Source organism: Candidatus Pseudothioglobus sp. Uisw_016, assembly GCF_048087635.1.
In the GTDB taxonomy this organism is placed as follows: domain Bacteria; phylum Pseudomonadota; class Gammaproteobacteria; order PS1; family Pseudothioglobaceae; genus Pseudothioglobus.
This window is the reverse complement of sequence record NZ_CP159806.1, coordinates 1,345,929-1,363,160: the sequence shown is the minus strand read 5'-3', so window position 1 is coordinate 1,363,160 and position 17,232 is coordinate 1,345,929. Positions and strand designations below refer to the sequence as shown.

The following is a 17,232-nucleotide window of genomic DNA, read 5'->3' as shown; positions in this document are numbered from 1 at the left end:
CGTATAATTAAGGTCTAAAAAATGAATTTAATTAAGCAAAATAATGAGCTACTCAATGCTACCCAATGCGCTTTCAATAATACGCATTATTTTAACAGTTCCAATAGTTATAGCGCTACTAAAAGAGCAGTATATTTTGACGCTTCTATTATTTCTATTGGCTGGAATTACTGACGCATTAGATGGTTGGATAGCTAAACAGTTTTCTTTCCAGTCACGTCTTGGTTCTATTCTTGATCCAATGGCTGACAAGATATTATTGACCTGCTCTTTTATTGCTTTATATTGGGTTGGGATTATGCCCTTATGGCTACTCATGATAATTTTTGTTCGTGATGTTATTATTGTAGCGGGTGCTTTGGGATATTTTCTAGGTGAAATATCTAGGGATAGCGACTTGCTAGAGCCTTCTTTAATTAGTAAATTTAATACAGTATTACAAATTGCCTTGGTTATATTTTTATTATTAATTCAAATATATACTGAATTAAATGGCCTTAGAGATATGGTTTTCATAGTGGTTGCCACTTCGACCGGTTTAAGTGGTGCGGACTATGTGTTACTTTGGGTTAAAAAGTTTATCTTGCAAGAGTCTAAAAAATGAATCAATTAGGCCTTCCAATCTCACTGAACTCTAAAATGCTTTTAGATAACTTTATTGCTAATAGTGAGCTTGTTAATTTAATACACCAACTTTTTCAGAAAAAAAAGGCTTCTGAAATTTACATATATGGATTAACAGGCCAAGGCAAAACGCATGTCCTTCAAGGGGCAGTATTAAAGGCGCTAGAAATGGATAAGAATGCAATTTATATCGATTGTATTGGTTCTTTTCCAGAGCATTTATTTGACTTTATAGGCCAATTAAATTTTATTAGCTTTGATAATGTCGATCTCATTAGTTGTGATAATCAAGAGATATTTTTCGATTTATATAATCGCGCAAGACAGGCTGGAGTTGTTGTTTTAGTTAGTGGCTCCAATTTACCCAGTGATTTAACTGTTATGAAGGATCTTAAGACTCGCCTAAGTTTAGCAGCTGTTTATAAATTAGAAGAGCTTAATGATGAGTTAACAATGGATGTCCTTAATAAACAGATGAGTGATAGAAATTTAACTATCGACTCAAAAATTTACGAATATTTGTTTAAGAATTATTCTCGAGATTTAAATACTTTAGTATCTGCGATGAATGAGCTAGATAAAGCATCACTCCAATCAAAAAAGGCAATTTCAATTCCTTTTGTTAAAACAGTACTTCAACTTTAGTAGCTACTAAATATCAATTTATTAAGAAATATAAAATATTTTTCTAATATTATGTTTTTTTAAGAAATATTTATATCTTTTAACTCAATAATAATAAAAATATAGAATGTTTTACTATACTTCGTAAAATATTTAAAACAACGCTCTAATCTTGAGAGCTTAATATATTTTTATGGACCATCTTCCTATCTTTATTAATTTAAGACAAAAGCCAGCCCTAGTTGTTGGAGGCGGAGATATCGGATTAAGAAAAATAAACCTATTATTAAAAGCTCAGGCTAAGGTTACATGCGTTTCTCCCTATTTTTGTGAAGGAATAAAAACCTTATCTTTGGATAGCAATTTAAGTTTAGTTAATAAGCGCTTTGAGGCATATGATATTTCAAATTATTCAGTAATTATTTCTGCTACAAATGACTCAAAAGTAAATGAATCTGTCTCTAAGATAGCTCAAGAAAGTCGTATACCGGTAAATGTGGTTGACTCGCCTGAGCTATCAAGCTTCATCATGCCCTCAATAGTTGACAGATCCCCGGTGATAATTGCTGTCTCTTCATCCGGTAAGGCGCCAGTCCTAGCTAGATTAATTCGTGCAAAGCTTGAAACAGTTATTCCAAGCTCTTATGGCATACTTGCTGAAATTGCTGGTGAGTATAGGCAGAAAGTTAAAGACAGGTTTTCAAAAATTAAAGATAGAAGGGCATTTTGGGAGGCTACTTTTTCTGGCGTTATAGCTGAAAAAGTTTTTTCAGGACGTATTAAAGATGCAAAAGCTGATATTGAGAAGCAGCTTATTGATTCATTTGAGATGAACTTGGGAGAGGTTTATTTAGTTGGCGCTGGTCCTGGCGATCCTGATCTATTAACGTTTAAAGCCTTGAGGCTTATTCAGCAAGCTGATGTTGTGCTTTATGATAGGTTGGTCTCTAAAGGCGTTATGGAGCTTGTTAGGAGAGACTCAGAACTCATATATGTCGGTAAAAAAGGCGGCAGTGATAAATCTACTAGGCAAATAGATATTAATGCTCTTTTGGTTGATCTGGCAAAATCAGGCAAGAGAGTGTGCAGGTTAAAGGGCGGTGATCCTTTTATTTTTGGCCGAGGAGGAGAAGAAATCGAATCACTTTCTGAGCATGGCATCCCTTTTCAGGTTGTCCCTGGAATAACTGCTGCATCAGGGTGCTCTTCTTATGCAGGCATTCCATTAACCCATAGAGATTTCTCTCAATCCTGCCGTTTTGTAACTGCCCATTTAAAAAATGGCACGACTAACCTTCCATGGGAAGAGTTTATTGTTGAGCAGCAGACGATTGTTTTTTATATGGCATTGAGTGGGGCAAGTTACATTTGTGAGCAGTTAATTGCTCACGGCATGAGAGAGGAGATGCCAATTGCGATTATTGAAAAAGGAACAATGCCTGAGCAAAAAGTTTATATTACCTCTCTAAAAGACTTGCCTGATTTGCTAAGTAAAGAAGATATTAATGCACCTACTTTGATGATTGTAGGAGAGGTCGTCCGTCTAAATGAGAAGTTAAGCTGGTACGGTAATTAAATAAGAAAATCTATTTCTTAAATAAGAAATGTTTGATTTAATTCGGTATAATTTCAAAATCTTCGCGGGGGTGGTGGAATTGGTAGACACGCTGGATTTAGGTTCCAGTGTCGCAAGACGTGAGAGTTCGAGTCTCTCTCTCCGCACCATATATCTTTATAAAGAGCTCTTAGGAGCTCTTTTTCATAATATCCCAGATTAGCTTAAGTTCGCTTTCACTTGGTTTGTTAAGATTTCTTAATTTTAGGTTCTTAATAATCGTCTCTATTGTTGACCAGTTAATTTGCATAAGTAGGTCAAAATCCATATCTCTAAAATAACCCTCTTTAAAGAATATTTTCATATCAGTCATTGATTTTTCAAAATTTTTGAAGCCTATTGCCCTTGCCTCTTCAGATACCATGGGATCGATATTAACTAGACCTAAAAAGATAAATTCATTGTAGTTAGTTAAAAAATACTCAATAATTTTTCGAGAAGCTTCTTTGAACTGAAGTTCAATGCTTGAGTCATCGGACGTATTTTCATTTAAGTCAGAAAAAGCATTTTTTTTAATGCTTATGTATATTGTATCAATAAGCTCTTGCTTTGATTTAAAGTGTACAAAAAGCGTTCCAGAGGCAATCCCTGCTTTTTTGCTAATTTGAGCAGTTGAAGTTGACTGAATGCCCTGACTGGCAAATAGCTCTAGAGCGCTTTGATAGATTTTATCTTTAGTTGAGAGCATTATTTTTTAGTCAATGGAGTAACTCACTCCAGTTAGTTCTTCAGATAGATTCCAAAGTTTTTTTGCATTATCTACATTATACGATAAATCATTTGATTTAACTAATACAGGGTGACCTTTCATACCGCCCATTGATGGCGAGCCAAAATAATTATCTGACTTGGCAGTTGGATCGGTAGCCGCTCTAAGACCTCCAAGAGCACCTATCTTAACTTTCTGTCCAAGAAAAATATTCATAAAATTTGCCATACCAGAATGCTTCTGAAGATCTGTAGCAGTCCACCCTGGATGTGAAGCTAATACCATTGGACATCCTTTATCCTGACCAAGTTTACGAGATAGTTCATAGGTGAAATATAAATTTGCTAGCTTAGTGTCACTGTAGGCGCTCCAGGTTTTATATTTTCTTTTTTTCCAATTAAGATCATCAAAATCAATATTTCCAGAGGTGTGAGCAATACTAGCTACATTTACAACTCTTGAATTTGGCGTCTTTTTGAGTAGAGATATTAGTTGACCTGTTAAAGCAAAATGACCTAAATGATTCGTGCCCATCTGTATCTCAAAGCCATCTTTTGTTTTTGAATAAGGGCAGGCCATTATGCCAGCGTTATTGATAAGGCAGTCTAGTGCTTTGTATTTTTTGTTTATAGATATTGAGAAATTATTTACTGATTCGAGGCTTGATAAATCTAGCTCTTGAATATCTATCTTTGCATTTTTATTTTCAGCAAGAATTTCTTTTTTTACAGAATCAGCTTTTTTAATATTTCTAGCAGCCATAATGACGGTTGCGTTTTTTCGAACAAGAACTTTAACTGATTCTTTACCAAGACCACTCGTTGGTCCAGTTACTATAAAAATTTTCCCTGATTGATCAGGAATATTTGATTCGTTCCAATTTTCTTTTTTCATTTTTTTCCTTAAATAATATTAGTTTAATTTCTAAGCTTTTCCCACCAAGGGTTTTTTGGTAAGTTGGTTAGTTCAAATACTTCACCAATCATTGGGGTTGCAATGTTGATGTTCTTTTTCGCAGCTTCCTTAGTAATTCGAATGATTGGCTCATCCCATGGATGAATCGATAAATCAAATTTAGACCAATGGATTGGAAAAAGGACTTCTGCTTTTAAGTCGATACTGGCTTGAACAGATTCATCAGGAAACATATGAACATTTGACCAGTCTATGTTGTAAGCACCATTCTCGATAAAGGCAATGTCAAAAGGACCATATTCATTACCTAATTTTTTAAATGTCTCTGAGTATCCTCCATCACCACTGAAATAGGCAGTTAATGATTTTGATTTAACAATCCAAGAGCCCCATAACGTCGAGTTGCCATTGGTTATGCCTCTTCCACTGAAGTGAAGAGCTGGCGCAAAGATAAACTCAACATCTGTATAGTTCTTGCTTTCATACCAGTCAAGCTCAGTAATTTTATTTTTATCTACTCCCCATCTTTCTAAATGTGCTCCAACCCCTAAAGGCACAATAAAATGATCTACTAGATTTGATAAGTCTTTAATTGCTTTAGAGTCAAGGTGATCATAGTGATCATGTGAAATGATAACAACGTTGACCTTTGGAAGATCCTCTATCAATATTGGGTTTTCAAATACAAATGGTTTCCCATTAAAAAAACTACTTTTACTTTTTGAGCTGAACGATGGTAATGGTGATGCTCTATTAAAGACTGGATCAGTCATAATAACCAAACCTTCAGTTTTCATAAGAAGCGTGGAGTGACCAAACCAAACAAATTTACCCTCTGTTAAATCTTGACCTTGAAATTTTATTGTTGGAAGAGGGCCCAAAGGGTTTTTATCTTTTGGTGGAAAGAACCATTCCTTTAGAGTCGACTTTCTTTCTAAAGTTCGAAAGTTTGTGTATGTTGTTTTAATGTTGCGAAATTTACCTTCAAAAAAGTTTTCTGAATTAACAATTATTTCTTTGGTATTTTTGTCAGGAGAGGCGCCAAAGACAGGAGAGACATTAAGAAAAATAAAAATAACAAAAGCAATGATAAGAAGGGCATATATTAAATATTTGATTATATTTAATATATTAAAAAGAATTTCCATAATTAAGTGCCTGTATTTTTTCAAAAAATTAATTATATACTGTTATATGAGTGACCAGTCAGTCATTATATAATCTTAATTCATAATTACTTTAATTTAAGTGATGTCTATTAAGAATAAACATTAGAAATCCTGTAAAATATTAGCTCTTAAAAACATAATAAAAAAAACTTTATGTTGATTGAAATTGGCCACTTTTCCCTCGTTCTTGCATTGATATTTTCTGTGCTATTGATGGTATTGCCATCAATAGGTCTTTATCAGAATAAATCTAGTCTTGCTCAACTTGCAAAGCCATTAGTTTGGGCACAAGGTTTTTGGATTGCTATTGCTTTTATTATTCTAATGAGTGCATTCCTGACAAATGACTTTTCAGTAAAGTACGTTGCAGATAATTCAAATACTCAGCTTCCATTATTATTTAAGGCATCTGCAGTCTGGGGAGCTCATGAAGGCTCATTGCTTTTATGGGTCTTTGTGCTTTCAATATGGACTATCTCAGTTAGTATTTTTTCCAAGCGAATTCCATCGGATTTATTAAATCAAATCCTCATAATTCTAGGTGCTATAAGTTTTGGCTTTCTACTCTTTCTCCTTTTTACATCGAATCCATTTGAGCGATTGCTAGTTCCTCCATTAGAAGGCCGAGAGCTAAATCCACTCCTCCAAGATTTTGGTTTGGCGGTTCATCCACCTATGCTTTATATGGGGTATGTTGGATTAGCAGTTCCGTTTGCTTTTGTATTGGCTGCATTAATCAGAGGCCAGTTAGATAGTACTTGGCTCAGATGGACGAGGCCATGGGCATTAATTTCATGGGCTTTTTTAACGGTTGGAATAACGCTTGGCAGTTGGTGGGCGTATTACGAACTTGGCTGGGGAGGATGGTGGTTCTGGGATCCTGTAGAGAATGCATCGTTTATGCCTTGGCTAGTTGCGACAGCGCTTATCCATTCATTAAGTGTTAGTGAAAAGAGAGGCGCATTTAGGCAGTGGACAGTTCTTTTAGCTATTGGTGGCTTCTCATTAAGTTTGTTAGGAACCTTTTTAGTTCGCTCTGGAGTTTTAACTTCTGTCCATGCTTTTGCAACAGACCCAACAAGAGGACTGTTTATTTTGCTATTTTTATTTATTGTTATTGGTGGCTCTTTGGTTCTATTCACATGGCGCTCTCATTTACTACAAAAAAGTAATCAATTTGCTTTATTGTCAAGAGAAACTGGACTATTAATAAATAATATATTACTTATTACGGCAATGTTTACAGTTCTTTTGGGGACGCTTTATCCATTAATTCTTGATACATTAAATCTTGGAAAAATATCAGTGGGTGCACCTTATTTCAATGCAGTTTTTGTGCCAATTATGCTCCCAGGAGTTTTAGCATTAGCTATCTTTCCTTTTGTCCGCTGGAAGAAAGATAGCGTATCTAGATTAACTTCATTACTGCGCCTAAACTGGATTGGTATCGCTTTATTAATCTTGCTTGCAAGAGTTATAATTACCAACAATATTTATGTGTTAATTGCAATTGGCCTTTTTATCTGGGTGACCTTTCATGTCATTATCTTATTAACGAAAAGAATAAGGACAAAATCAAAATTTTCATTTGCATTTATAGGGATGATAATTGCCCATCTTGGAATTGCAGTATTTGTTCTTGGGGCTACAGTAACAACACAACTAGGAATTGAAAAAGATATAAAAATGAATGTTGGAGAGTCTCAAAATATTGCAGGATATGACTTTGTCTTTAACGGGGTAAGTCCTCATATGAAAGATAATTATTCAGGTTTTATTGGTGACATTAGTGTTTATAGTAAAGGAGAAAAAATTGCACAGCTTGCTCCTGAGAAAAGATATTACCAAAGTGGCATGCCGATGACGGAAGCATCAATTGATCCATCAATAACTAGAGATCTCTATGTAGCTTTAGGTGAAGGTTTGCAAGGCGGCGCCTGGAGCGTAAGAATTTATTATAAGCCACTGGTGAGATGGATATGGTTAGGCGGACTGATGATTGCGCTTGGAGCTCTCTTTGCAGCAATTGACCGGCGGTATTTTGTGAGAGCTAAGTCATGATATTAAGCTGGCAATTTATTTTGATGATTGTTTTATCTAGCTTATTTTTAGCATGGTTTCTGTATAGACCAGTGAAGTCAAGCCTTAGTGATGATGATTCAAATATAGCTATTAATAAACAGAGGCAGGCTGAGCTTGAAATAGATTTTAACCAAGGACATATTGAGAGCGCTCAATATCAACAAGCTGAGTCAGAAATTATTAGCACTTTAGCATCAGAGCTAAAAACCAGTCCTACAAAAAATATAACCATTGAGCCATTAAAATGGCTAGCTCTGATAGTTTTATCCATTGGAATTTTATCTTTATTAGTTTATTCTCAGCTGGCTCCAAAAATAATTCCAAATTCTGATGCTGCTTTAACTGAGCCTTTGACTATGAGTGAAAGTATTGAAAAATTACAGGATTATTTAATTGAAAATCCAAATGATTTTCAAGCATTAAAAATGCTAGGTCTAGCGCAAGTTGGTGTTGGAAATGTTGATGATGCAATTGGGTCTTTTGAGAGTGCGTTTGAATTAAATCCAAATGATATTGACTTACTTCTTCAGTTTGCTAGCGCTATTGCTGCGAATCAAGATGGCATGTTTTATGGTAAGTCTAGAACTTTAATTGAAAAGGCTCTAAGTCTTGACCCTCAATCAATTCAGGTGCTGTATTTTGCTGGCATTGTTTCAGCTCATCAATCTGACCTAGATGGAGCAATAGGATACTGGCAAAAAGCTTTATATCTTATGCCAGACACTCACCCTGACAGAAATATTATCGAAGAGGCTCTTAATACGGTATTAAATTTACAAGTAAAATAGCCATCATGAGTCAAACATTAGAATTAGCAAAATCACTTATAAGTAGGCCTTCTGTAACTCCTTTTGATAAGGGATGTCAGGCCATTATGATTGATCGTCTTGAAAAAATTGGATTTAAGATTCACCCTCTTAAATTTGGAGATGTTGATAATTTTTGGGCTACTCATGGAAATGCTAGTCCAATCTTTTCTTTTGCGGGCCATACTGATGTCGTTCCCGCTGGAGATGATGCAGCGTGGAAAACACCTCCTTTCGAGCCAACAGTAAAAGATGGACTCTTATTTGGTAGGGGCGCAGCTGACATGAAAGGAGGCTTGGCTTCGATGCTTGTGGCAACAGAAAACTTTATTGAAAAAAACCCTAATCACAAAGGAACTCTTGCATTTTTAATTACCTCTGATGAGGAGGGAGTTGCTGTTAATGGAACGGTTAAAGTGATGGATTATCTTAAAAGCCTTGATCAGAAAATAGATTATTGTTTGCTTGGTGAGCCATCATCCACTTCAGTGCTTGGAGATGTTATAAAAAATGGAAGAAGGGGCTCGTTAAATGGCCTTTTAACTATAAAAGGAAAGCAAGGGCATATTGCATATCCACATCTTGCAAAAAATCCTAATCATCTTATGACTTCAGCGCTGAATGATTTATGTCAGCAGCAATGGGACAATGGTAATGATTACTTCCCAGCCACTTCATTTCAAATTTCAAATATCCATTCTGGCTCGAGAGTAACAAATGTAATACCTGGTGAAGTAGAAATAATGTTTAACTTTAGGTATTCAACAGAAACTTCAAAAGAAGAGCTTCAGAAAAAAGTAAATGATATTTTAGATAGCCATAAACTTAATTATTCTATTGATTGGTCGCATTCAGGCTACCCATTTTTAACTCCACAAGGAGTCTTAGTCTCTGCATGTGTTGATGCAATTCAAAAAATAAAATCGATTAAGCCAGAACTTTCAACCTCTGGAGGTACTTCTGATGGTCGATTTATTGCACAAAAAGGAACCCAGGTTGTTGAGCTTGGTCCTATTAATGCAACAATTCATCAGATTAATGAATCAGTTTTGGTTCAAGACTTAGATGATCTGACCAAAATTTATTCACAAATTTTAACTAATCTATTGGTCTAGCCTTGTTATTAATAGTGCTACAGGTTAATAAATGAAATTCGAAATTATCACTCTTTTCCCTGAAATGTTTTCTGCGATTAAAAATGAAGGCATTGTTGCAAGAGCAATAAAGAAGTCGATTATCTCAATTAGCGAATGGCAGCTTAGAGACTTCAGCTCTAATAAATACAAAAATATTGATGATAAGCCCTATGGTGGTGGTGGTGGAATGGTAATGCAAGTAAAGCCAATTAGGGATTGTATTGTAAAGATTAAAGAACAGACTCCAGAAACTAAAGTCATTTATTTGTCACCTCAAGGCCAAGCATTAAATCAAAGTTTAGTTGAAAAATTGTCATCCTTTGATTCATTAACTCTGCTTTGTGGGCGATATGAGGGGGTGGATGAGAGAATTATAGAAAATGATATTGACTATGAAGTTTCTATTGGAGACTACGTTATTAGTGGTGGCGAGTTAGCTGCTATGGTATTAATTGATTCTGTAAGTCGTCGTTTGCCTAATGTTTTAGGAAATGAGGATTCATTAAAGGACTCATTTACTGATAATTTACTTGATCACCCTCACTATACAAGACCAGAAACTATTGATGGTCAATCAGTTCCAAGTGTATTATTAAGTGGAAACCAAGCTAAAATAGATGCATGGCGCCATGAACAGTCAAATAAAAAAACTAAGCAAAAAAGACCTGACCTTTTAATAAAGTAAATCTACTGTTATAAAGTCTATAGTAGAATTGTTATTACAAGGCCAATCGTATATAATTTCAGCTATATTTTGAATCAATCTCTTAATGAATAAAAATCACTCTTTTATAGGCTCAAATGTTGCATTAATTACTCCAATGTTTGCTGATGGAGCTGTAGACTATGAATCGCTCAATCTTTTAATTGATTTTCATGTTGATTCAGGAACAAGTTCAATTGTTTCTGTTGGGACTACTGGTGAGTCAGCAACTGTGGGCGTAAAGGAGCATTTAAAGATAATTAATCACACAGTTAAATATGCTGCGAAAAGAATTCCAATTATTGCAGGTACAGGTGCAAATTCTACATCTGAGGCTATTGAACTTACTCAAGAGGCAAAAAATTTAGGTGCTGATGCTTGTCTATTAGTTACCCCATATTATAATAAACCAACCCAAGAGGGACTATTTCAGCACTTCAGGTTGATAGCAGAAAGTGTTAATATTGATCAAATTCTTTATAATGTCCCTGGAAGGACTGCAGTTGATATGTCTGTAGATGTAATTTCTAGGCTATCTGAAATTTCCAATATTATTGGAATTAAGGATGCAACTGGTGACCTCTCAGTGATTAAGCAGTTGGTTGAAAAGTGCCCTGAAGATTTTTTATTGCTAACTGGAGATGATGCTACAGCAGTTGATTTTCTCATTGCAGGTGGTCATGGTGGAATTTCAGTAACTGCTAATATTGTTCCAAAAGAGCTTCAAAAAGTTTATTTATCAGTAATTGCTGGAAATACAGATCTGGCTAAAAATTTGAACTCTAATCTAGAAAATTTTCATAAAAATTTATTTTTAGAGGCTAATCCAATTCCTGTTAAATGGGCTCTTCATAAGATGGGAAAATGTGACAAAGGCATTAGACTTCCTTTGCTGGAATTATCTAATGAGTTTAAATCAATTATTGAGCATGACTTAAAGGAACTAGACTTAGTATGAAAAATATCAATTATTTAACTCTTATTTTAATTAGCTTATTGGTGGTAGGTTGTTCAAAAATTACAGATCCATTAAAGAAAGTAGGCTTGGGGAGTCGTGTTGTAAATTATCAGGCTGATGACAAAGTGGATTCTCTAGTAATCCCTCCAGACCTCACTAAACCTAGCTTTCAGGGAGAATTTTCAGAAGTTACTGAAGTTAGTAATAATGAAAATATCATTAAAAAAGTTCAAAATGTTGAAGTAATGCGAGATAAGTATCGTCGCTGGCTTATTGTAGATCTACCTCCAAGTGAAGTGTGGAATCTTTCTAAAGAATTTTTTAGATCATATAACTTTAAAATAGAAAAAGAAAATCAAAAAATTGGTATTTTAGAGACTGATTACCTAGAAATAGATACAAAAGTTCCTGATAAATCTCTTGGTGTAATCCGTGCCAATATAGCAAAAGTTTTAAAAACTAAATATGGACTTCCAATTGCTGATAAATACCGTATTCGAATTGAGCCCATTGAGGGTCAAAATAAATCTGAAGTCTATTTGACTCTTTCATCAATTGGTGAAGTTGTTTCTGGGGCAGTAAGGGTTTGGCAACCTAGGGATAAAGATGTTGAGCTTGAGACGGAGATGCTTTTAAAGCTTATGGTTTTTTTAGGTAGTGATAGAATGGAAGCTATCAGTAATATAGAAGCTAATATTGCATCAGATGGCCCATCTTCATCAGTAGTTACTTCTGAATCTGGATATGCAGTATTAGTTCTTCCTTATGATAAAAAACAATCCTGGAGCTATCTCGGTTGGTCACTGGATGAATTAGGTATTGATGTTCAAGATAGAGATTCTCTTGAAGGAAGTTTTTTGATTAAAGTTAATCCTAATAAAGGTTTTTTCTCTAAGATATTAGGCTCTATGGATAAAGATACGACTTATCAATTAATTATCAAAGAAGTTGGGGAATCTCAATCCACTGTGATTTTTGTAGACTTGAGTGAAGAGAATGAACAAGATATAATTGACTATAGTATCGAACTTTTCAATCAAATTGCATTGAAGTTTTAAATATTTTTTAACTCTAGCTAGATTTTAATAAATCATGCTTTCAAATCAAATAATTAAAGATATCGCTAGCCAAATTTCTTTGGTTAGTGATTTATCAGATGAGGTTCTGATAGAGTTTTGCATTATCGCAAATCAAAGATATCGAATTGGAAGTCCAATTATAAGTGATGAGAATTATGATTTTATTTTTCTTAATGAGCTAGCTAAGAGACTTCCAAATCACCCATTTTTAAAAAAAGTTGAAGATGAGATTAAGGGTTTCTCAGAAGATAAAATTAAACTACCGCAAAAGATGCTATCAACAGACAAAGCTTATAGTTGGGAAGAAGTAAATAAATGGCTTGAAAGAATTACTAAATTTTCAAGTGAAATTAATTATTTGCTCGCAGATATTCAAATAAAAGGAACTGCTAAGTTGGACGGTTTTGCAGGCTACGATGATGGTAATAAGCTTTATACAAGAGGTGATGGCAATAAAGGAAGTGATATAAGTAGAGTTTTTGAAAGAGGGCTTGGAGTTTTTAATAACAGTGAAAGAGGACAAGGGCCTGGAGAAATAGTTGTTAAGCGTAGCTATTTTGAAAAATACCTTAGTAATCATTTTGAATACCCAAGAAATTTTCAGGCTAGTCTGATTAAAGAAAAAGAATTAGACAAACTTGCTATCGATGCAATTAGCGCTAAAGCTGCTTTATTTGTTCCATTTAACCAATTACCTCATTGGCTTGGAGGCATAAATGAATTCAGGAAGCAATTTCTTGATATTGTAAGTCAGCTTGAAGGTGGAGTTGATTTTGATATAGATGGAGTGGTATTTGAAATAGTAAACCCCGAGCTTAAAACGCATATGGGCTCAAACCGTAAATTTCACCGCTGGCAAATTGCCTTTAAAGAAAATAAAGAAAAAGCCCAAGTTAAGGTTCTATCAATAACTGCTCAAGTTGGGAGAACGGGCAAGATAACACCTGTTGCTGAATTAGAGCCAACTCAACTTAGTGGTGCAACAATTTATCGTGCTACTGGCCATCATTATGGCCTTGTGAAAGACCAAGGATTAGGGGCTGGAAGTGTCATTGAACTTACTCGTAGTGGGTTAGTAATTCCAAAGATTAACAAAGTTTTGAAAAAGGCTGAAGTAGATATTCCAACTAACTGCCCCAGTTGTGGGCATAAATTAAGCTGGGATTCAGATTTCTTAATGTGCCTCAACCATGAAAAATGTCCAGAACAAATTACTGGAAAAATAATATATTTTTTTCAGATTCTTGCAAATAATGATGGGTTTGGACAAGCTACAATTCAAAAACTATACGCTGAAGGTATTCGTCAAGTAAGTGATATTTACCTTCTAAATGAAGCTAAATTAATGTCTATGGGTTTTGGTGAAAAAACCTCTCATAATTTAATTAATCAGCTCATTAGATCAAGAAAAGAAAGTATTGAAGACTGGAGGTTTTTGGCTGCTTTTGGGGTCCAAAGACTTGGAATGGGAAACTGTGAAAATTTACTAAGAAATTATTCAGTCGAAAAAATTTTTGATTTGTCCGTAAAAGATATTTCAAATATTGATGGCTTTGCTGAAATAACTGCAGAGTTAATTTTCGATGGCTTAATTTTAATTAAGCCTCAATATGAGATTTTGATTTCAGAAGGTTTTGAATTAGAGCAAACACTTTTAAATACTGAAATTAATCAAAGTCATAGTCCTTTTAATAGTAAAAAAATTGTTTTTACTGGAACAATGAGTGAATCTAGGGCTGAGCTTCAAAAACAAGCCAAAACTTTCGGTGTGAATGTTGGAAGGAGTGTTAGTTCAAAAACTGATTTTTTAATTATTGGTGAAAATGTTGGCCAATCAAAAATTAAAGATGCCAAAACTCATCAGGTTGAAATTCTTACGGAAGCAGAATATTTAAAACTACTAAACTCTAATTAAATATGAAACATGAGTTCAATGAGGTATATTACCAGCCAACCAAAATAAATTTAAAATTTTAATGAAACAAACAGCGTTAAAAATTATATTAGTTGATGAGAATATGGGGCGATCTGCGATTCTTAGACGTGCACTTCAAGACAAAGGTCATGAAGTTATCTCTCGGTTAGAGGGGAGTGTTAATCTTGCAACAAGTAATGAAATTACCCATGCTGATGTTGTCATTGTCAATGCAGATATTCCAGATGAGGCTGTTTTTGCTAACTTGAGGGATGTTAATAAAACTAAACCTAAGCCTATTGTAATGTTTACAGAAAGTTCAGAAGATCATATGGCTGGTACTGCTATTAAGTCAGGAGTTAATGCATATATTGTTGATGGTCTTGAGGAAAAACGAGTGCAGCCGATTATTGATGTTGCAATTGCCCGTTTTAGAGAGTTTCAAGCACTGAAAGATGAGTTAGATGCTACTAGAAATCAGTTAGCTGAGAGAAAAGCAGTTGAAAAAGCTAAAGGTTTACTGATGAAGCATAAAAAAATAACTGAAGATGAAGCCTATCAGTCTATTCGGAAGATGGCTATGGACAAAAATAAAAGAATTACTGACGTAGCCGATGGAATTATAAGTGCTTTTGAGCTAATACAATAATCTATTTATTTCTAGAAGCTTTCTCTTGATGACCAGATATGCCAAAACGAGAGGCTAATTCTAATTCAACCTCTTCAAGTGAAATATTTTCATGACGCAGTAGAACTAACAAGTGAAACCAAAGGTCTGCTACCTCATGAATAACTTCTTCCTTTCCCTCTTCTTTGGTAGCTTTAATAACTTCATCTGATTCTTCGCTAATCTTTTCTAGGATTTTATTTGTTCCTTGACGATATAAAGAAGAAACATAAGATTTATCTTCTGAGGATGATTTTCGTTCTTCAAGTATTTTTTCTAAAGCTAAAAGCATGTTATCCATAGATTTCCTTTGGATCCTTTATGACCTCTGAGATACTTTGCCATTCATTATTTTCAAGTTTATTAAAAAAACAATTAGCACGGCCTGTATGACAAGCAATACCTCCTTGTTGACTTACCTTAAGCAAAATAACATCTTGATCACAGTCTGTATAAATCTCAACTATATCTTGACTATGGCCAGACTCTTCACCTTTAAACCAAAGTTTTTTTCTAGACCTTGAAAAATAGACTGCTTTTTTCGTTTTTACAGTTAAAGACAGCGCTTCTTTATTCATCCACGCCATCATTAAAATTTCAGAAGATGAAAAGTCCTGAGTAATTACGGGAACTAGTCCATTTTCATTAAACTGAATTTTATCTAGGGATTTCATTGTTTAGCATTAATTTGTTTAATAACAATTTTACCAATGCAATGTAAATCAATGAAGGTTTATTTTTATAGGCCTGCTTTTAGGCTTGCTACTATAAATTGATCTAAATTACCATCGAGTACATCCTGAGTATTACTACTTTCGACACCTGTTCTTAAATCCTTAATACGAGACTGGTCAAGAACGTATGAGCGTATTTGATGTCCCCAGCCAATATCTGACTTTAAATCTTCAACATCCTGCTTCTCACTGTTCCTTTTTTGCATTTCAAGCTCGTATAGTTTAGATTTTAATTGTTTCATTGCCTGATCTTTATTAGCATGTTGCGATCTCCCATCTTGACATTGAACAACTGTTGAAGTTGGTAAATGTGAAATTCTAACAGCAGATTCAGTTTTATTAACATGCTGACCACCTGCACCAGAAGCGCGGTAAGTATCAATTCGAAGGTCAGAGGGGTTTATATCTATTTCAATATTGTCATCAATTTCTGGGGACACAAAAACTGAAGAAAATGAGGTATGCCTTTTTCCATTTGCATTATATGGAGATTTTCTAACTAGCCTATGGATGCCTATTTCACTTCTTAGCCAGCCAAATGCATAGTCACCATCAAAGTGAATAGTTGCAGATTTAATTCCAGCAACTTCTCCAGCTGAAACCTCCATTAACTTAACTTTAAAATTATGTTTATCACCCCATCTTAAATACATTCTTAAAATCATTTCAGCCCAGTCTTGGGCCTCTGTTCCTCCAGATCCAGATTGAATATCTAGGTATGCAGAATTTTGATCCATATTGCCACTAAACATTCTTCTAAATTCATATGATGCTAATGATTCTTCTATTTCATTTAAATCTGAAACGAGTCCATTAACTGTCTTTGAGTCATTTTCAGCTTCAGCCATCTCAAGGAGTTCTTTAGCATCATTTAAAATACTTGATGAGTGAGAAAAAACTTCACAAAGGTTTTCAAGATCGACCTTTTCTTTGCCCAATGCTTGTGCCTTTTCAGGTTCTGACCATATTTCAGGATTTTCTAGCTCTAACTTAACTTCTTCCAGGCGCTCAATCTTTTCATCAACAGCCAAATGTTCTGCTAAAGTACTTGACCGTTCAATCAGTTCAGCTATTTTTTGATAATTTGCAGAAAGTTCCATAGCTTTATTTTACTGCTACAAGTAATAAAAAAGCCCCAAAATAGGGGCTTGAATTTATTTCACGTAAATATTTATTTTCTAAGGCCTAGTCGCGAAATTAAATTTGAATACGTAGTTACATCATTAGTTCTAGCATAGGCTAGTAGTTTTTTACGCTGAGAAACTAAACGCAAAAGCCCTCTTCTTGAGTGGTGATCTTTTTTATGTGTTTTAAAATGCTCAGTTAAATGCTTAATTCTTGCTGTTAGAAGGGCAACTTGGACATTGACAGACCCCGTATCAGTTGAGTCGTTTTGATATTCTTTAATAATAGCTTGTGTATCGATTGACATAATTAACGCTGTATGTGACAAAATTTAAGAATGTAATTATACTCTATTTTATTTAATTGTTGTA

18 protein-coding genes and 1 tRNA gene are annotated in these 17,232 nt (G+C 34.5%); 12 read left to right on the top strand and 7 right to left on the bottom strand.

Annotated features, from left to right (window positions below; genetic code table 11):
• Positions 1 to 43: 43 nt before the first annotated feature.
• The 4 genes from ABXT69_RS06895 (at position 44) to ABXT69_RS06880 (ending at position 2,973) form a co-directional block, all read left to right on the top strand.
• A complete protein-coding gene (locus ABXT69_RS06895) occupies positions 44 to 604 on the top strand; it encodes a CDP-alcohol phosphatidyltransferase family protein (RefSeq protein ID WP_416677579.1) in 561 nt (186 codons plus the stop codon).
• Positions 601 to 1,269: an HdaA/DnaA family protein gene (locus ABXT69_RS06890; RefSeq protein ID WP_416677578.1), complete on the top strand. Its 669-nt coding sequence runs from the start codon at positions 601 to 603 to the stop codon at positions 1,267 to 1,269. The genes ABXT69_RS06895 and ABXT69_RS06890 overlap by 4 nt, the downstream gene beginning before the upstream one ends.
• A gap of 172 nt (positions 1,270 to 1,441) precedes the next feature.
• Positions 1,442 to 2,824, top strand: a complete 1,383-nt coding sequence (cysG, locus tag ABXT69_RS06885; RefSeq protein ID WP_416677576.1) for a siroheme synthase CysG — start codon at positions 1,442 to 1,444, stop codon at positions 2,822 to 2,824.
• Between the two features lie 64 nt (positions 2,825 to 2,888).
• Positions 2,889 to 2,973 (top strand) — tRNA-Leu (locus tag ABXT69_RS06880).
• 20 nt (positions 2,974 to 2,993) lie between these two features.
• On the opposite strand, the gene ABXT69_RS06875 is transcribed toward ABXT69_RS06880, so the two are convergent.
• The 3 genes from ABXT69_RS06875 to ABXT69_RS06865 are packed head-to-tail and all read right to left on the bottom strand — an operon-like array spanning position 2,994 to position 5,635.
• On the bottom strand, positions 2,994 to 3,551 hold the full coding sequence (locus ABXT69_RS06875; protein WP_416677575.1) for a TetR/AcrR family transcriptional regulator: 558 nt from the start codon (positions 3,549 to 3,551) through the stop codon (positions 2,994 to 2,996).
• Between the two features lie 6 nt (positions 3,552 to 3,557).
• The gene (locus tag ABXT69_RS06870; protein WP_416677574.1) at positions 3,558 to 4,466 is read right to left on the bottom strand and encodes an oxidoreductase; all 909 of its coding nucleotides are present in this window, start codon (positions 4,464 to 4,466) and stop codon (positions 3,558 to 3,560) included.
• 23 nt (positions 4,467 to 4,489) lie between these two features.
• Positions 4,490 to 5,635, bottom strand: a complete 1,146-nt coding sequence (locus tag ABXT69_RS06865; RefSeq protein ID WP_416677573.1) for an MBL fold metallo-hydrolase — start codon at positions 5,633 to 5,635, stop codon at positions 4,490 to 4,492.
• Between the two features lie 174 nt (positions 5,636 to 5,809).
• Between ABXT69_RS06865 and ABXT69_RS06860 the strand changes: the two genes are divergently transcribed.
• The 8 genes from ABXT69_RS06860 (at position 5,810) to ABXT69_RS06825 (ending at position 14,984) form a co-directional block, all read left to right on the top strand.
• Entirely contained in the window at positions 5,810 to 7,717 is a 1,908-nt protein-coding gene (locus ABXT69_RS06860; RefSeq protein ID WP_416677572.1) for a heme lyase CcmF/NrfE family subunit, read from the top strand.
• Positions 7,714 to 8,526, top strand: a complete 813-nt coding sequence (gene ccmI / locus ABXT69_RS06855; protein WP_416677570.1) for a c-type cytochrome biogenesis protein CcmI — start codon at positions 7,714 to 7,716, stop codon at positions 8,524 to 8,526. Before ABXT69_RS06860 ends, ccmI begins: the two co-directional genes overlap by 4 nt.
• Positions 8,527 to 8,531: 5 nt before the next feature.
• Positions 8,532 to 9,659: a succinyl-diaminopimelate desuccinylase gene (gene dapE / locus ABXT69_RS06850; RefSeq protein ID WP_416677569.1), complete on the top strand. Its 1,128-nt coding sequence runs from the start codon at positions 8,532 to 8,534 to the stop codon at positions 9,657 to 9,659.
• 31 nt (positions 9,660 to 9,690) lie between these two features.
• Positions 9,691 to 10,365 (top strand): tRNA (guanosine(37)-N1)-methyltransferase TrmD, encoded by a 675-nt coding sequence (gene trmD / locus ABXT69_RS06845; RefSeq protein WP_416677567.1) that lies wholly within the window; start codon positions 9,691 to 9,693, stop codon positions 10,363 to 10,365.
• 85 nt (positions 10,366 to 10,450) lie between these two features.
• Positions 10,451 to 11,341, top strand: coding sequence for a 4-hydroxy-tetrahydrodipicolinate synthase (dapA, locus tag ABXT69_RS06840; protein WP_416677565.1), 891 nt, complete (start codon positions 10,451 to 10,453; stop codon positions 11,339 to 11,341).
• The gene (gene bamC / locus ABXT69_RS06835; RefSeq protein WP_416677564.1) at positions 11,338 to 12,399 is read left to right on the top strand and encodes an outer membrane protein assembly factor BamC; all 1,062 of its coding nucleotides are present in this window, start codon (positions 11,338 to 11,340) and stop codon (positions 12,397 to 12,399) included. Before dapA ends, bamC begins: the two co-directional genes overlap by 4 nt.
• 34 nt (positions 12,400 to 12,433) lie before the next feature.
• A complete protein-coding gene (locus tag ABXT69_RS06830; protein WP_416677563.1) occupies positions 12,434 to 14,335 on the top strand; it encodes a BRCT domain-containing protein in 1,902 nt (633 codons plus the stop codon).
• A 61-nt stretch (positions 14,336 to 14,396) separates the two neighbouring features.
• Positions 14,397 to 14,984 carry an ANTAR domain-containing response regulator gene (locus ABXT69_RS06825; RefSeq protein WP_416677561.1) on the top strand — a complete coding sequence of 196 codons (588 nt, stop codon included), beginning with the start codon at positions 14,397 to 14,399 and terminating at the stop codon, positions 14,982 to 14,984.
• 1 nt (position 14,985) lies between these two features.
• Here the strand turns inward: ABXT69_RS06825 and ABXT69_RS06820 are convergent, their stop codons facing one another.
• The 4 genes from ABXT69_RS06820 to rpsO all read right to left on the bottom strand — a co-directional run bounded on the left by ABXT69_RS06820 (position 14,986) and on the right by rpsO (position 17,168).
• Entirely contained in the window at positions 14,986 to 15,303 is a 318-nt protein-coding gene (locus tag ABXT69_RS06820) for a phosphoribosyl-ATP diphosphatase (protein ID WP_416677560.1), read from the bottom strand.
• A complete protein-coding gene (hisI, locus tag ABXT69_RS06815) occupies positions 15,296 to 15,676 on the bottom strand; it encodes a phosphoribosyl-AMP cyclohydrolase (RefSeq protein WP_416677559.1) in 381 nt (126 codons plus the stop codon). The genes ABXT69_RS06820 and hisI overlap by 8 nt, the downstream gene beginning before the upstream one ends.
• 65 nt (positions 15,677 to 15,741) lie before the next feature.
• Complete coding sequence (prfB, locus tag ABXT69_RS06810; protein ID WP_416677558.1) at positions 15,742 to 16,836, bottom strand: peptide chain release factor 2; 1,095 nt, start codon at positions 16,834 to 16,836, stop codon at positions 15,742 to 15,744.
• Between the two features lie 71 nt (positions 16,837 to 16,907).
• Entirely contained in the window at positions 16,908 to 17,168 is a 261-nt protein-coding gene (gene rpsO / locus ABXT69_RS06805) for a 30S ribosomal protein S15 (RefSeq protein WP_416651363.1), read from the bottom strand.
• Positions 17,169 to 17,232 lie beyond the last annotated feature (64 nt).

Bases quoted from the DNA above. Each gene is read 5' to 3' on its own strand.
- ABXT69_RS06895 (WP_416677579.1), top strand. From the start codon at position 44: ATGAGCTACTCAATGCTACCCAATGCGCTTTCAATAATACGCATTATT.
- ABXT69_RS06890 (WP_416677578.1), top strand. From the start codon at position 601: ATGAATCAATTAGGCCTTCCAATCTCACTGAACTCTAAAATGCTTTTA.
- cysG (WP_416677576.1), top strand. From the start codon at position 1,442: ATGGACCATCTTCCTATCTTTATTAATTTAAGACAAAAGCCAGCCCTA.
- ABXT69_RS06875 (WP_416677575.1), bottom strand. From the start codon at position 3,551: ATGCTCTCAACTAAAGATAAAATCTATCAAAGCGCTCTAGAGCTATTT.
- ABXT69_RS06870 (WP_416677574.1), bottom strand. From the start codon at position 4,466: ATGAAAAAAGAAAATTGGAACGAATCAAATATTCCTGATCAATCAGGG.
- ABXT69_RS06865 (WP_416677573.1), bottom strand. From the start codon at position 5,635: ATGGAAATTCTTTTTAATATATTAAATATAATCAAATATTTAATATAT.
- ABXT69_RS06860 (WP_416677572.1), top strand. From the start codon at position 5,810: ATGTTGATTGAAATTGGCCACTTTTCCCTCGTTCTTGCATTGATATTT.
- ccmI (WP_416677570.1), top strand. From the start codon at position 7,714: ATGATATTAAGCTGGCAATTTATTTTGATGATTGTTTTATCTAGCTTA.
- dapE (WP_416677569.1), top strand. From the start codon at position 8,532: ATGAGTCAAACATTAGAATTAGCAAAATCACTTATAAGTAGGCCTTCT.
- trmD (WP_416677567.1), top strand. From the start codon at position 9,691: ATGAAATTCGAAATTATCACTCTTTTCCCTGAAATGTTTTCTGCGATT.
- dapA (WP_416677565.1), top strand. From the start codon at position 10,451: ATGAATAAAAATCACTCTTTTATAGGCTCAAATGTTGCATTAATTACT.
- bamC (WP_416677564.1), top strand. From the start codon at position 11,338: ATGAAAAATATCAATTATTTAACTCTTATTTTAATTAGCTTATTGGTG.
- ABXT69_RS06830 (WP_416677563.1), top strand. From the start codon at position 12,434: ATGCTTTCAAATCAAATAATTAAAGATATCGCTAGCCAAATTTCTTTG.
- ABXT69_RS06825 (WP_416677561.1), top strand. From the start codon at position 14,397: ATGAAACAAACAGCGTTAAAAATTATATTAGTTGATGAGAATATGGGG.
- ABXT69_RS06820 (WP_416677560.1), bottom strand. From the start codon at position 15,303: ATGGATAACATGCTTTTAGCTTTAGAAAAAATACTTGAAGAACGAAAA.
- hisI (WP_416677559.1), bottom strand. From the start codon at position 15,676: ATGAAATCCCTAGATAAAATTCAGTTTAATGAAAATGGACTAGTTCCC.
- prfB (WP_416677558.1), bottom strand. From the start codon at position 16,836: ATGGAACTTTCTGCAAATTATCAAAAAATAGCTGAACTGATTGAACGG.
- rpsO (WP_416651363.1), bottom strand. From the start codon at position 17,168: ATGTCAATCGATACACAAGCTATTATTAAAGAATATCAAAACGACTCA.